At 67.9% G+C, this 13,521-nt stretch carries 11 protein-coding genes; 7 read left to right on the top strand and 4 right to left on the bottom strand.

Annotated elements, in window-relative coordinates; translation table 11 throughout:
- Window positions 1–17: 17 nt before the first annotated feature.
- From OXG83_05490 to OXG83_05505, 4 genes are read right to left on the bottom strand one after another with little or no spacing between them, the layout of a single operon-like run.
- The gene (locus OXG83_05490) at window positions 18–2,687 is read right to left on the bottom strand and encodes a valine--tRNA ligase (protein ID MCY3964466.1); all 2,670 of its coding nucleotides are present in this window, start codon (window positions 2,685–2,687) and stop codon (window positions 18–20) included.
- Window positions 2,684–3,079, bottom strand: a complete 396-nt coding sequence (locus OXG83_05495; protein ID MCY3964467.1) for a cobalamin B12-binding domain-containing protein — start codon at window positions 3,077–3,079, stop codon at window positions 2,684–2,686. The genes OXG83_05490 and OXG83_05495 overlap by 4 nt, the downstream gene beginning before the upstream one ends.
- A gap of 20 nt (window positions 3,080–3,099) precedes the next feature.
- Window positions 3,100–4,455: a sigma-54 dependent transcriptional regulator gene (locus tag OXG83_05500; GenBank protein MCY3964468.1), complete on the bottom strand. Its 1,356-nt coding sequence runs from the start codon at window positions 4,453–4,455 to the stop codon at window positions 3,100–3,102.
- 5 nt (window positions 4,456–4,460) lie between these two features.
- Entirely contained in the window at window positions 4,461–5,981 is a 1,521-nt protein-coding gene (locus OXG83_05505) for a trypsin-like peptidase domain-containing protein (protein ID MCY3964469.1), read from the bottom strand.
- A 254-nt stretch (window positions 5,982–6,235) separates the two neighbouring features.
- Between OXG83_05505 and OXG83_05510 the strand changes: the two genes are divergently transcribed.
- The 7 genes from OXG83_05510 to rpsO all read left to right on the top strand — a co-directional run bounded on the left by OXG83_05510 (window position 6,236) and on the right by rpsO (window position 13,382).
- The gene (locus OXG83_05510) at window positions 6,236–6,703 is read left to right on the top strand and encodes a ribosome maturation factor RimP (GenBank protein ID MCY3964470.1); all 468 of its coding nucleotides are present in this window, start codon (window positions 6,236–6,238) and stop codon (window positions 6,701–6,703) included.
- Between the two features lie 17 nt (window positions 6,704–6,720).
- Window positions 6,721–8,160 carry a transcription termination factor NusA gene (gene nusA / locus OXG83_05515; GenBank protein ID MCY3964471.1) on the top strand — a complete coding sequence of 480 codons (1,440 nt, stop codon included), beginning with the start codon at window positions 6,721–6,723 and terminating at the stop codon, window positions 8,158–8,160.
- A gap of 41 nt (window positions 8,161–8,201) precedes the next feature.
- A complete protein-coding gene (gene infB / locus OXG83_05520; protein MCY3964472.1) occupies window positions 8,202–10,616 on the top strand; it encodes a translation initiation factor IF-2 in 2,415 nt (804 codons plus the stop codon).
- Window positions 10,617–10,620: 4 nt separating this feature from the next.
- Complete coding sequence (gene rbfA / locus OXG83_05525; protein ID MCY3964473.1) at window positions 10,621–10,956, top strand: 30S ribosome-binding factor RbfA; 336 nt, start codon at window positions 10,621–10,623, stop codon at window positions 10,954–10,956.
- A complete protein-coding gene (locus tag OXG83_05530) occupies window positions 10,953–11,987 on the top strand; it encodes a bifunctional oligoribonuclease/PAP phosphatase NrnA (GenBank protein ID MCY3964474.1) in 1,035 nt (344 codons plus the stop codon). Before rbfA ends, OXG83_05530 begins: the two co-directional genes overlap by 4 nt.
- The gene (gene truB / locus OXG83_05535) at window positions 11,984–12,931 is read left to right on the top strand and encodes a tRNA pseudouridine(55) synthase TruB (GenBank protein MCY3964475.1); all 948 of its coding nucleotides are present in this window, start codon (window positions 11,984–11,986) and stop codon (window positions 12,929–12,931) included. Before OXG83_05530 ends, truB begins: the two co-directional genes overlap by 4 nt.
- Before the next feature lie 181 nt (window positions 12,932–13,112).
- Complete coding sequence (rpsO, locus tag OXG83_05540; GenBank protein ID MCY3964476.1) at window positions 13,113–13,382, top strand: 30S ribosomal protein S15; 270 nt, start codon at window positions 13,113–13,115, stop codon at window positions 13,380–13,382.
- Window positions 13,383–13,521 lie beyond the last annotated feature (139 nt).

Here is a 13,521-nt window from a genome sequence, read left to right on the forward strand (position 1 = left end):
GGCTAGCAGCACTCACACTAGTGGCCGAGCGCCTCGGACACCCGTTGGCGACGTTCCTCGAGTTCGGCGAGGCGCGCGCGGTTGCCCTCGACCACGTGGACCGGAGCCTTCTCGAGGAACCCGGTGTTCGAGAGTCGGCCCCGGGCCCCGGCAATCTCGGCATCGATCTTCTGCAGGTCCCTGGCGAGTTTCGCGCGCTCGGACTCGCTCATCGCAGGAACCTCGACCTCGAACGCGAGATTCACTCCCCCGACCCGGTCCCGGACCGACCCGGCCGGCCCCCTGCCGGCTGTGACCTGACCGACACCGGCCACCGCGTCCAGCAGGGATGCCTGGTCGACGACGAAGGCGATCAGGTCCCGGTCGCCGTCCTCGACGAAGACGGACATCTTCGCCGCCGCGGCGAGGTTCCGCTCGCGGCGCAGACTCCGGGCCGCCTGGACGGCGGCGATCACGACGTCCATGCCGCGCTCCACGTCGTCCGAAACTAGGTCGTCGTCGCCCAGCGGGTAGGCCTGAAGCGCGATGCTCTCCGGCTCCCCGGAGCCCGGAGCCGTGGCTCGCGGCAGGCGCTGCCAGAGCTCCTCCGTCAAGTGCGGCATCACCGGATGGAGCAGCCGCAGGCTCGATTCGATCGCGAACAGAACCGTCTCGGCGACCCGCGGCCTGGGCGCCCTTCCCGAGAGGGCCGGCTTCGCGAACTCGATGTACCAGTCGCAGAGCTCGTGCCAGAAGAAGTAGTAGAGCGCGTTGCAGGCACGGTCGAAACGAAACTCCTCCAGGGCCTCGTTGACCGCGGCCGCGGTCGCTGACAGGCGCGAGAGGATCCACCTTTCGGGCGCCGCCAGGTCGTCACCGAGCAACTCGGCGGCCGACCCTGGAACGCTGGCCCCTTCGGTCCGTGCCAGCGCGAACCGGACCGCGTTCCAGATCTTGTTGCCGAAGGCGCGATAGCCCGCCATCCGCTCGAGGTCGAGCGGAATGTCGCGTCCCGGAACGTCGAGCACCGCCAGCGTGAAGCGCATTGCATCGGCCCCGTACTCCTCGACCAGGTCCATCGGGTCGACCGTGTTGCCCTTCATCTTCGACATCTTCTCGCCCCGCGCGTCCCGCACCAGACCGGTCAGATGGACGGCGCGGAACGGCACGTCGCCGCAGAAGTGCTGCGAGAGCATGACCATGCGGGCGACCCAGAAGAACAGGATGTCGAATCCCGTGATCAGCACGTCCGTCGGGTACCAGGTCTGCAGGTCCGGGGCATCCCGGTCGGGCCAGCCGAGGGTCGACAGCGGCCAGAGCCCCGACGAGAACCAGGTGTCCAGCACGTCGGGGTCGCGGGTCAGTTCGTCCGTGCCGGCCAGTTCCTCGGCCTCCCGGCGGTCCATCGCGACGTAACAGGCCCCGTCGCGGTCGTACCAGGCCGGAATGCGGTGTCCCCACCAGAGCTGCCGCGAGATGACCCACGGCCGGATGTTGCGCAGCCAGTGTTCCCAGGTCTTGTCCCAGGTGTCGGGGATCAGCTCCAACCGCCCGTCCTCGACGGCGGCGAGCGCCTCCTTCGCCATGCCCGAAACATCGGCGAACCACTGCGGCGACAGCATCGGCTCGATCGGTTCCCCGCTCCGCTGCGAGTGGCCCACGCTGTGGACGTGCCGCTCGGTCCCGACCAGGCGCCCCTCCGCTTCGAGCCGTTCGACCACCCGCCGCCGGGCTTCCAGGCGGTCCAGGCCTTCGAAGTCGGCACCGGCCTCGGCCGTCATCCGCCCGTCCAGGCCGATCACGCGCACGCCCGGGAGATCGTGCCTGCGCGCGATCTCGTAGTCGTTCGGGTCATGAAACGGCGTGACCTTGACCAGTCCGGTGCCGAACTCCGGGTCGACGTATTCATCGGCGACCAGCCGCAGACGCCGCCCCAGGATCGGCAGCCGTGCGAAGCGGCCTCCGAGGCGTCGGTAGCGATCGTCGTCTGGATGGAAGGCAACCGCGGTATCGCCCAGCATCGTCTCCGGCCGTGTCGTCGCGACGATCAACGGTTCTTCGGGGACGCTACCGCTGCCTTCCTCCGGCTCCAGCGGATACGCCAGGTGGTAGAGCTTGCCCTCGACCTCCCGGTTCTCCACTTCCAGGTCCGACACCGCCGTCTGCAGGACCGGCGACCAGTTGACCATGTGCTCGCCGCGGTAGATCAGGTCCTCGCGGTACAGCTCGACGAAGGCGGTCCGCACGGCGTGCGCGAGGCGTTCGTCCAGGGTGAACCGCTCTCGAGACCAGTCGCAGGAAGCCCCCAGCCGCTGCAGCTGGCCCCGGATGTTCGAGTGGTACTCATCCTTCCAGCGCCATACGCGCTCAACGAACTTCTCGCGGCCGAGTTCGACCCGGCTCGATCCCTGTAGCTCCAGGTGCCGCTCGACCATCAGTTGGGTCGCGATGCCGGCGTGGTCCGTGCCGGGAAGCCAGAGGGCGTTGTCGCCCCGCATCCGCCGCCAGCGGGTCACCAGGTCCTGGAGCGTGCTCTGCAGCGCGTGCCCGATGTGCAGCCTGCCGGTCACGTTCGGCGGCGGAATCAGGATGCAGTAGGGAGCCGGTCCCCTCCGTTCGGGATCCTCCGGGCAACGGAACAGATCCCGCTCCGCCCACCACGCCTGCCACTTGCCCTCGTAGGACGCCGGGTCGAAGCGCTTCTTCACGGCGGCCCGAGTCGGTGGTTCAGGTACTCGATGATCTCGGCAGTGCTCGAGCCCGGGGGAAAGACCTCGTCCACACCGGCCGCTCTGAGTCCCCCGATGTCCCGTTCCGGAACGATGCCGCCCGCGAACACCAGGACGTCGTCCGCATCCGCCGCTCTGAGCCCGTCGACGACTTCGGGGAGCAGGGTGTTGTGGGCCCCGGACAGGATGGACAGACCGACGGCGCGGACATCCTCCTGCACGGCCGCGGCGACGATCTGCTCCGGTGTCTTGCGCAAACCGGTGTAGATCACCTCGAAGCCGGCATCCCGCAACGCCCGGGCGACGACCTTCGCGCCCCGATCGTGGCCGTCGAGCCCGGGCTTGGCGACCAGAATCCGGTGCGGGGTCATAGCGCCTGGGCGCTCCGCGCTCACGCGGGTTCCTCCCGCCGCAGACCGTGCAGATCCATCTTCTTGTACAGGTTGCTTCGCGGCGTTCCGATCGCCTTGGCGGTCCGGGTCACGTTCCAGCCATATTCCTCGAGTTTCTTCGCCAGGTAGAGACGTTCAGCGCTCTCCCTGAACTCCCGCAGCGTCGAAACCGCGAGAATAGCCTCCGACAACTCCCCACGCTCCGGGCCGGCGAGCCGGAGCACGTCTCCGCGGTCTATCTCGTCGCCGGGCGTCAGGATCAGCAGACGCTCCACCAGGTTCTTCAGTTCGCGCACGTTGCCACGCCACGGCATTGCCTGCAGTTGCCGGGTCGCCTCGCCTGTCAGGGTCTTGGGCCGGTAGTTGTTCTCCGCCGCGAAGCGCTCGATGAAGTGATCGACCAAGAGCGGCAGGTCGTCCAGACGCTCCCGTAGCGGCGGCGCATGAACCGGGACGACGTTGAGCCGGTAGAAGAGGTCCTCGCGGAAGCGGCCCTCCTCGATTTCGGCCAGCAGATCCCGGTGGGTCGCCGCCACCACCCGGACATCGACGGTGACCGTAGTACGGGCGCCGACCGGCTCGATCTCGCCGCTCTGCAGCGCCCGCAGCACCTTCGCCTGGGTCCGGGCGGACATGTCCCCCACCTCGTCCAGGAAGATCGTGCCACCGTCCGCGGCCGTGAACTTGCCGATCTGGCGGCGCACGGCGCCGGTGAAAGCGCCCCTCTCGTGGCCGAACAGCTCGGACTCGATCAGTTCGTCCGGAATCGCGGCGCAGTTCACCTGCACCAGCGGCATGTCGCTGCGCGGGCTGCCGGCATGGATGGCTCGCGCCACGAGTTCCTTGCCGACGCCACTCTCGCCGGTGATCAGAACCGTGGCCGGAGTCGGCGCGGCCCGCTCGATCACGGCCCGCAGCTCCCGCATCGCGGCGGACTCGCCCACCAACTCGAACGGCGCCCCACGCAGCAGCCGGTTCTCGTCCTCGAGCCGCTGGCGCTCGACGGCGTTTCGCAGCGCCAGGAGCACCCGGTCCCGTTCGAGCGGTTTCTCCAGGAAGTCGTATGCTCCAAGCCGGGTCGCCTCGACCGCGGCCGCGATGTCGCCGTGACCGCTGATCATCACGACCGGCATGTCGTGACCGCGTTCCCTGAGGCGCGAAAGCGTGGCCAGGCCGTCCATCTCGGGCATCTTGATGTCCAGCAGGACGGCCGCTGGAGGCCGCATCATCACCCGGCGCAGTGCCTCCCTGCCGGTCGACGCCTCCTCGACCCGGTAGCGCTCGAACTCGAGGATCATCCGCAGCGAGCTTCGGATCGACTCCTCGTCGTCGACCACGAGCACCCGAGGGGCCATGGGCGTCAGGGGACTTCGATGACCGAGAAGAACCGCTGTGGGCCGGAAGTCCCGGGAATCACTGCCTCCACACGGATCAGGTCTCCGGTCTCGAGATCGGCCGTCGCCGCCTTCAGGTCGTCCAGATCGCGAATCTCGGCGTCTTCGATCCCGGTGATCACGACGCCGGGCTGGAAGCCCCTCTCGGCGAAGACGCTACGGGCCGAGACGTCCGAGACGTAGACGCCCCGCTGGCGCCGGTCCAGCCCCACGCGCTCGCGGAGATTCGCGGTCAGCGGCTGCAACTCGAGACCCAGCCACTCCATGCCTTCGCCCCGCGTCGGGGCCGGTCTCGCGGGGCTGCTCTCGGCAACCTGCGGTGGACGTTCCTCCAGCAGGACATCCAGTGTGATCCGCCGGTTCTCACGGAGGACCTCCAGCTCGACGCTCTCGCCGGGCGGCAGCGCCGCGACGTAGTCGATCAGGTCGCGGGTGCCGACGACATCGTGGTCGTCGACGCGCAGGATCACGTCTCCGGACTCGACACCGGCCTTCTTCGCGGGAGTGTCCTCCACCACCTGCTGCACGAAGGCGCCATGCGGTTCGTCCAGTTCGTAGTAGCGGGCTTCGATGTGCTCCAGGTCGCGGATCTGCACGCCGAGATAGCCGCGCCTCACCCTGCCCTCGTCGCGTAACTGCGGAAGGACTCCCTCCAGCACGTCGACCGGTACCGCGAAGCCGATGTTCTCGGCCCACGCCATCGCTGTGGCGATGCCGACGACCTCGCCCGCGGTGTTGACCAGCGGCCCCCCGGAGTTGCCCCGGTTGATCGCCGCGTCGGTCTGGATGTAGTTCGCGAAGCTCGTGGGTCCGCCCTCGATCGGGAAGGAGCGACCCTTGGCGCTGACGACGCCCACGGTCACGGACGCCTCGAAGCTCAGGGGGCTGCCGATCGCCATGATCCAGTCTCCGACCCTCAGTTCGTCCGAGTCTCCGAGCGGCAGGAACGGCAGCTCCTCGTCCACATCGATCTTGATCAGGGCAAGATCGGTCTCCCGGTCGCGGCCCCGGACCTCGGCCTCGTACTCGCGGCCGTCGAGACGGACCGTGATGTCGTCCGCTTCGTCGATCACGTGGTTGTTCGTCACGATCCAGCCGTCGGCGGAGATCAGGAAACCGCTGCCGGCGCCCTGGAGCCGCTGTTCGTCGGGCTCAGGCTCGCCTTGTGGCTGCCGCTGGAACGGGTTGCGCCGGAAGAAAAAACCGGGGCCGGAGCTCTCTTCGATCCTCGCGACTTCGACCGTGACCACCGCCGGCAGCACCGCTTCCGCCAGATCGGCGAAGCTCTCGATCGACGTCCTGGCATGACGTTCGACCCGTCTCGCCTGTTCGCGGCGGGAGTCTTCTTCCGCGGCCTCAGCACTCCGGCCGGCCTCTTCCGCCCGCGTCGGTTCCGTGAGATTCAGGCCACCCGCGATGATCATGCCGAACACCAGGGCGCCGAACACCATCAGGGCGGTCAGGAGGAGCTGTTTCTTCGTATTCATCGTCAGGAGTACCTCGCTCAATAGGGAAAGCATACAACCGTACCGGCCACCCGTTGCCAAGCGCACCGGCCGGCCATCTCACTCGGGTGCAATCCACTTGCCAACGTTGCTGTTGCCCCGCCCCAACCATCGGTTGTATAGTCGACACCCGACTGCCGGCGCTCTCCCTTCCGGGACGCGAATCCGCCGAAAACCGGCAGCCGGTTGCTGAGAGTGGGTGCTTCGGCCCGCTCTCTTTTGTTTAGGGACGTTGTATGGGTACCGCCATCGATTCCGACTTCCTCCGACGCCTCGAGCGTCTCGTGGCGAGCCACTCGTGCGAGTTGCTCGACGCCGCGTTTCGGGGCAGCAGTCTGCGTCTAGTGATCGATCACGCCGACGGCGTCACCCACGAACACTGCGCCGGCGTCTCCAGGGAGGCGTCCGTCCTCCTCGACGCCGAGGACTTCGGCCCCGCCTCCGGATACGTGCTGGAAGTCAGCTCGCCGGGACTCGACCGCGAACTCTACGGCGCCCGCGACTACGAGCGCTTCCGCGGACGGCGGGCTCAGGTCACCTTCACCGATGCCGCGAGCGGAAACCGCCGCACGGTACGTGGTCTCCTGGAAGGGCTGAGTGCCGAGGCTTCCGGTGTCGCACTCATCCTGGAGGACGACAGCGGCACGACCATGCCCTTGACCATCGACCGCATTCACAAGGCCAGACTCCTGGTCGAACTCTGACTCCGGGGAATCCGACAATGGCTCAGCCACACACTCCCGAAGTGAACATCAACGAGGTCCTCAGGCAGGTCGCCCACGAGAAGGACATCGATCTCGACCGGTGGATCGTCGCCCTCGAGGATGCGGTGGCCTCCGCGGCCAAGAAGCAGCACCACATCAAGGAGCCGGTGCGCTCCTACATGGACCGCGAAACCGGTCAGTTCAGCGCATTCAGCTACCGCCTGGTCGTGGACGAGGTCGAAGACCCGTTCGCCGAATGGACTCTCGAAGAGGCGCGCGAGCACAAGGAGGACGCCGAGGTCGGCGAGGAGATCGAGTTCCCGATCTCCACCCAGGGGCTAGGCCGGATCGCCGCCCAGTCGGCGAAGCAGGTGCTCTATCAGCGGGTTCGGGAAGCCGAGCGAGAGAAGATCTACGGCGAGTTCGAGAACCGTGTCGGCGAGGTGGTCAACGGCACCGTGAGACGCTTCGAGCGCGGCGACATCATCGTCGACCTCGGTCGCACCGAGGCGATCGTGCCCCGCAGCGAACAGTCCCGCCACGAGCGCTACAGCCAGGGCGAGCGGATCCGGGGCGTGATCGTCGAGGTGCACAAGCAGCCCAAGGGACCTCAGATCGTGATGTCCCGCACCGATCCGCGCCTGCTGGTCAAGCTGTTCGAGATGGAAGTGCCGGAGATCTACGACGGCACCGTGGTCATCAAGACGGCGGTGCGCGCTCCCGGGGAACGCGCCAAAGTGGCCGTCCTGAGCCGGGAACGCGACGTCGACCCGGTCGGCGCCTGCGTCGGCATGAAGGGGTCGCGCGTGCAGTCGATCATCCGTGAACTCCGGGGCGAGAAAATCGACATCATCGAGTACTCGGAAGATCAGGTCACCTTCGCGCAGAGCGCGCTGGCGCCGGCACGGATTACCCGCGTCTCGGTGACCCACGAAGGCGCGACGCCGCACCTCGACGTGATCGTCGAGGACGAGCAGCTGTCGCTGGCGATCGGCAAGCGGGGCCAGAACGTGCGCCTCGCCAGCGAACTCATCGGTGCCCGGATCGACATCAAGAGCGAAACGGACGTCAAGGACGAGGTCGCCGACGCGCTGGCGAAAATGCTGAACGTCGACCGCGGTGCGGACGAACTCGACCTCACCGAGATCCCGGGAGTCGACGAGGGACTGGCGATCGCCCTCTCGGAAGCAGGCTTCGATGGGCTCGAAACCCTCGAGAGCGCAGGCCTGGAAGCTCTGACCATGGTTCCAGGTGTCGACGAGGCGCTGGCCGCGTCGATCCTCGAATGGACCGCCGAACGCTCCGGGTCGGCCGAGGTCAGCGAAGCGGCGGTGGAAGGCGACGGCCCCGCGATGGATGAAGATGACTTCATGGCCGCGCTCAACCGCGTCTTCGAGGAGGAGGCCGGAACCGCGGACGAGGGCGACGAGAAGGACACGGGGGACGGCGCAACCTAGGGCGCCTGAGCCGACACGACGCAAGGGGAACCGAGGACTCCATGGCAAAAATCCGGCTCCAGGACCTGGCCAAGCGGATGAACGTGGCCGAACGGGACCTGCTGTTCAAGTTCCGATCGATCGGTGTTCGCGTAGAGGGCGAAGACGCGATGATCGACACGGACATCATCAAGGCCCTGCTGGAAGGCAAGAAGATCGCCGGTCCCCAACGCGAAGTCATCCTGCGCGACCGCGCGGCGCCCCCGGCCGCGCCCCGTCGCCGTCCGATTTCGAGCCTCAGGCCTCCCACCGGGCCGATGCGCCCGAACCGGCGGCGGCAGGTCGTCCACAAGCACACGATCCGCACCCTGACGCCGACCGAGTCGAAGCCGAAGCCTCCAACTCCCGAGGAGATCGCGGCCAAGGAAATCGCGGCCGAGGAGGCGGCCAGGGCCGCGCGCACGCCGGCGCCCGAAAGCCGGGACACGCCGGCGGCCACGCCCCAGGCCCCACCGACCGATGCCCCGGCAGCCCCGCCCGCACAGGGGCCGGCGACCTCGCCGGCCGCTGCGACCGCGCCGCCCGCACAGCCCGAACCGCCGCTGGAAGCTCCACCGTCGGCTCCACCCTCCGTCGACCTCCGAACCCGCCGTGAGCGGCAACAGGAACGCGAGGCCGAGAAGCCGGCCGAAGACGGCCCGCGCCGCACGCTGACCATCTCCGACGGTCTGCAGGTCCGGGATCTCGCCGAGAAGATGGGGGTCAAGGCGAAGGATCTGCTCAAGGCGCTGTTCGAGCGTGGCGTGATGGCGACCGTGAACCACGTCCTGGAACCGGATCTGGCGGTTGAACTCGCGGAACAGATGGGCTTCGATGCGGTGATCGTCTCCTTCGAGGAGGAGATCCAGCTCGAGCAGGAAGAGGAACTGGGGGCCAGCGGAGACAGCGCGGAGGGTCTGTCACAGGTCGAACGACCGCCGATCGTGACGATCATGGGTCACGTCGATCACGGCAAGACCTCCCTGCTCGACGCCATTCGCAAGTCCAGGCTCACCGAGGGCGAGTTCGGCGGCATCACGCAGCACATCGCGGCCTACCAGGTCGAAAACAACGGCGGCCGCATCACCTTCCTGGACACGCCGGGCCACGAGGCCTTCACCCAGCTCCGGGCCCGGGGCGCCAAGGTGACCGACATCGTGGTCCTGGTCGTCGCGGCGGACGACGGCGTCATGCCGCAGACCGTCGAGGCCCTCGACCATGCGCAGTCCGCGTCGGTGCCGATCCTGGTCGCGATCAACAAGATCGACCGGCCGAACGCCAACGTGGACCGTGTCAAGCAGCAGTTGGCAGATCGTGATCTGGTGACCGAGGACTGGGGCGGCGACGTGATCGCGGTGCCGATCTCGGCCCTCAAGGGCGAAGGGATCGACGATCTGCTCGAAATGCTCGCCCTGACCGCCGAGGTGGCGGAACTCCGGGCAAATCCGGAACTGCAGGCCCAGGGCGTCGTGATCGAGGCGAGCAAGGAAACCGGCCGCGGCTCGGTGGCAACGGTTCTCGTTCAGAACGGCACCCTTCGCGTGGGCGACGTCTTCGTTTGCGGTTCCACCTGGGGCCGCGTCCGCTCCCTGATGAACGACATGGGCAAGCGGGTCAAGGAGGCCCCACCGTCCATGCCGGTGGAGGTGGCGGGCTTCAACGACCTTCCGGACGCGGGCGATCCGTTCCAGGTGGCGGCCAAGGAGGCAAAGGCGCGCTCGATCGCCGAGTTCCGTCGTGAGGAGAAGCGCCGCAGCGAACTCGCCCCCAGCACGGGAGGCGTCTCCCTGGAGAGCCTCTTCGCGAGCCTCAAGGAGGGCGAGGTCAAGGAACTGCCCGTCGTCCTCAAGGCCGACGTCCAGGGCTCGGTCGAAGTGCTGCGGGACACGCTGCAGAAGGTCTCGACGGAAAAGGTCAAGGTGCGCGTGATCCGTGCCGCCGTCGGTGCCGTCACCACCCACGATGTGCTACTGGCATCGGCCGCGGGAGCGATCATCTACGGCTTCAACGTCCGGCCCGAGCGCAGCGCCGCCGACCTCGCCGCCAAGGAGGACGTCGAGGTGCGGCTGCACACGGTGATCTACGAGCTGACGGAGGAACTGCTCGCGGCGATGACCGGACTGCTGGAACCGACCTACCGGGAGGTCTCCATGGGCCGGGCCGAGGTGCGCGAGATCTTCAAGGTGCCGAAGGTCGGCATGGTCGCCGGTTGCCACGTGGTCGCGGGAGTCATCCCGCGCAGCGCGCAGATTCGACTGGTACGCGACAACGTGGTCGTTCACGAGGGCCGCATCGGCTCCCTGCGCCGGTTCAAGGACGATACGGCCGAAGTGCGGAGCGGTTTCGACTGCGGTATCGGCATCGACCGCTTCCAGGACGTGAAACCCGGCGATCTGATCGAGGCCTTCGACCACGAGGCCGTCGCGCCTACCCTCTGATCCGGTGAAATCGGTTTCCCAGGCCCGCGCACGCGATCTGCTGCGCCGGGAGTTGACCGACATTCTGAGGCGCGAAGTCCAGGATCCCCGGGCGTCCCTCGCCAGCATCGCCGATCTCACGTTGAACGCGGATCGCAGTCACGCACGCATCCAGCTCTCGGTGCTAGGCGACGAGGACGAACGCAAGACGGCGATCCGGGCGGTACGCCGGGCGGCCGGTTTCATTCGCGGCCGCCTCGGCCGGCGCCTGCGCCTGAGGCGGACGCCGGAACTCCACTTCGAGCTCTACCGCGGCGCCGAGCACGCCGAGCGGATCGACCAGCTTCTGAGCGAACTGTGAACGCTCTCAGGACCTCCCCCACCGTCCCCGAGGAGTTCCTCGGCGCCCTCCTGGGCGGCAGGCACTTCCTGCTCTCGAGCCACGCCCACCCGGACGGCGACGCCATCGGCTCGGAGGTCGCCCTGGCGCGGATCCTTCGGGCGACCGGACGCTCCGCAACGATCTGGAACGTCGATCCGGCGCCGGCAACCTACGACGGCGCCATCGGGGACACTCCGATCCACGTCGGCCGAACGCCGCCGCCCGGCTTTCCCGAGGCGTTCGACTTCGCGGTAGCTCTCGAGTGCCCGGGGCTCGACCGCACAGGCCTGGAGGATGCTCTGCGCCGGCTCGAGGTCCTGAACATGGACCATCACCTGGGCAACCGTCTCTACGGAGTCGCCAACTGGGTCGACACGGAAGCACCCGCCGTGGCCGAGATGGTGCTCCGTCTGGCGCACGCCCTCGACGCTCCGGTCGACCCGGCAACGGCCAACGCGCTCTACCTCGGGCTCTCGACCGATACCGGCAGTTTCCGGTTCTCGAACGCCACCCCGCGGGCCTTCGAAGCGGCTGCCGAACTCGTCCGGCGCGGCGCACGCCCCGAGCAGATCGCCGGGTGGCTCTACGAGTCCCAGCCACCAGGCGCCGTGCGCCTGCTCGGCGAGGTGCTGGGAACGCTCCAGCTCCACTGCGACGAACGAGTTGCCAGCGTCCGTCTGGAGCTGCGGATGTTCGAACGCGCGGGGGCTTCGCCGACCGACTCCGAGGGCTTGATCGACTACCCGCGGTCGATTCGCGGCGTCGAGGCGGTGGCGCTGTTTCGGGAGCGTCCCGAGGGAGACGTCAAGGTTTCTTTGCGCAGCCGCGGCGGGATCGATGTCGGCGCGATCGCCAGCCGGCGCGGTGGAGGCGGCCACAGGAACGCCGCCGGCTGCCTGATCGACACCGCGACGGACGAGACCGACGTGATCGCCGAACTGGGGGCCGCGGTGGAGGCGAAGGGGGAAGACGTCGCGCGTGCTGCCACGGCTTCTGAGGATGCGACATGACCGCGGGGCCCGGGCGCCACGGACTGCTCCTGGTCGACAAGCAGCCGGGAGGCACTTCGCACGACGTCGTGCGGGCGGCGCGGCGCGCCCTCGCCGAACGAAAGGTCGGTCACTGCGGCACGCTCGACCCGAACGCGACCGGTCTCCTGCTACTGACCGTGGGGCGCAGTACCCGTCTGACGCGGTTCCTGATCGGCGCACCCAAGGTCTACGAAGGCGAGATCCGGTTCGGCATCGCGACCGACACCTACGATGCGGCCGGCGAGGTAACCCTCGAGGGCAGCACCGCCGATCTGACCCACGAGCAGGTCGTCGGAGCGATGCGCCGTTTCGAAGGCCTCCAGCATCAGTTGCCGCCGCCCTACTCGGCGAAGAAGATCGGCGGCCGCAAGTACTACGAACTCGCGCGACGCGGGCAGGAGTTCGAACGAGAGGGCAAGGACGTCGAGATCTTCCAGTTCGAGGCGACTGGCCAGCTCGGAGCCCCCGGGCCGGACCGGATCCCGTTCCGGTTGAGTTGTGCGGCCGGCGCCTATGCGCGATCCCTCGCCCACGACGTGGGTGAGCAACTCGGCTGCGGCGGGCATCTTGCGACGCTGCGCCGCCTTCGCATCGGCTCGTTCGAAGTCGAAGGGGCGCTCGATTCCGGGCGGCTCGAAGCGGTCCAGCGGGGCGACGAACCGCTTTCCGCCACCGACCTGGGAGTCGCCTGGGTGCCGTTCGACGACATTCCCCTGCCCTTCCCCCGCGTCACGATGGACGCGACCCAGGAGCGCCGCATCGCGCACGGGCAGTCCGTGCTGGCGCCCGGCTGCGACGCCGAAGAGGGGGATTGGGTTCAGATCACGAACAACCGCGGCCGGTTCCTCGCCGTGGGCGCGGTAGCGGAGCGGATCGGCGACCGCGGCCTCGCCGTCGTGCAGCCGAAGATCGTCTTCCACTGAGGCCGCCCAAACCCCTCGCAGCCTTGGAGTTCGGCGCCAGAGCCGACCTCGCGGACAACAGGGCCGGCCGTGCTACACTCCGCGCCGCGAAAGGACAGAGGAACGACGAAGGAACCGAAAGAAGGCAACACAGGAAACCAGCCCAGAACGAAACCAGCAAGAGTCAGCGAGGAATCAGAGAGTGCCACAGACAGCCGAAGTGAAGGACCAGATCATTCGTGACTTCCGTCTCCACGAGACGGACACGGGTTCCCCTGAAGTCCAGGTCGCGCTCCTGACGAACCGCATCAACGAACTCACCGAGCACTTCAAGGTCCACAAGCAGGACCATCATGGCCGGCGCGGCCTGCTGAAGTTGGTCGGGCGCCGCCGTCGGCTGCTCGGCTACCTCCGCAACCAGAGCTTCGAGCGCTACCGGACGACGATCGAGCGTCTCGGGATTCGCAGGTAGCCCTTAGAGCCCGGAGCCGCCAGGCGGTTCCGCCTCTCCCGAACCGGCCGCTTCGCCGACGAGGTGAGTTCGGATCCATCGACGGATCCGTTCGGCCGACGTGAGGCACCTGCCCGCCGCTTCGAATTGCGGGCGCAAC

The organism is Acidobacteriota bacterium, from assembly GCA_026707545.1.
Classification (GTDB): domain Bacteria; phylum Acidobacteriota; class Thermoanaerobaculia; order Multivoradales; family Multivoraceae; genus Multivorans.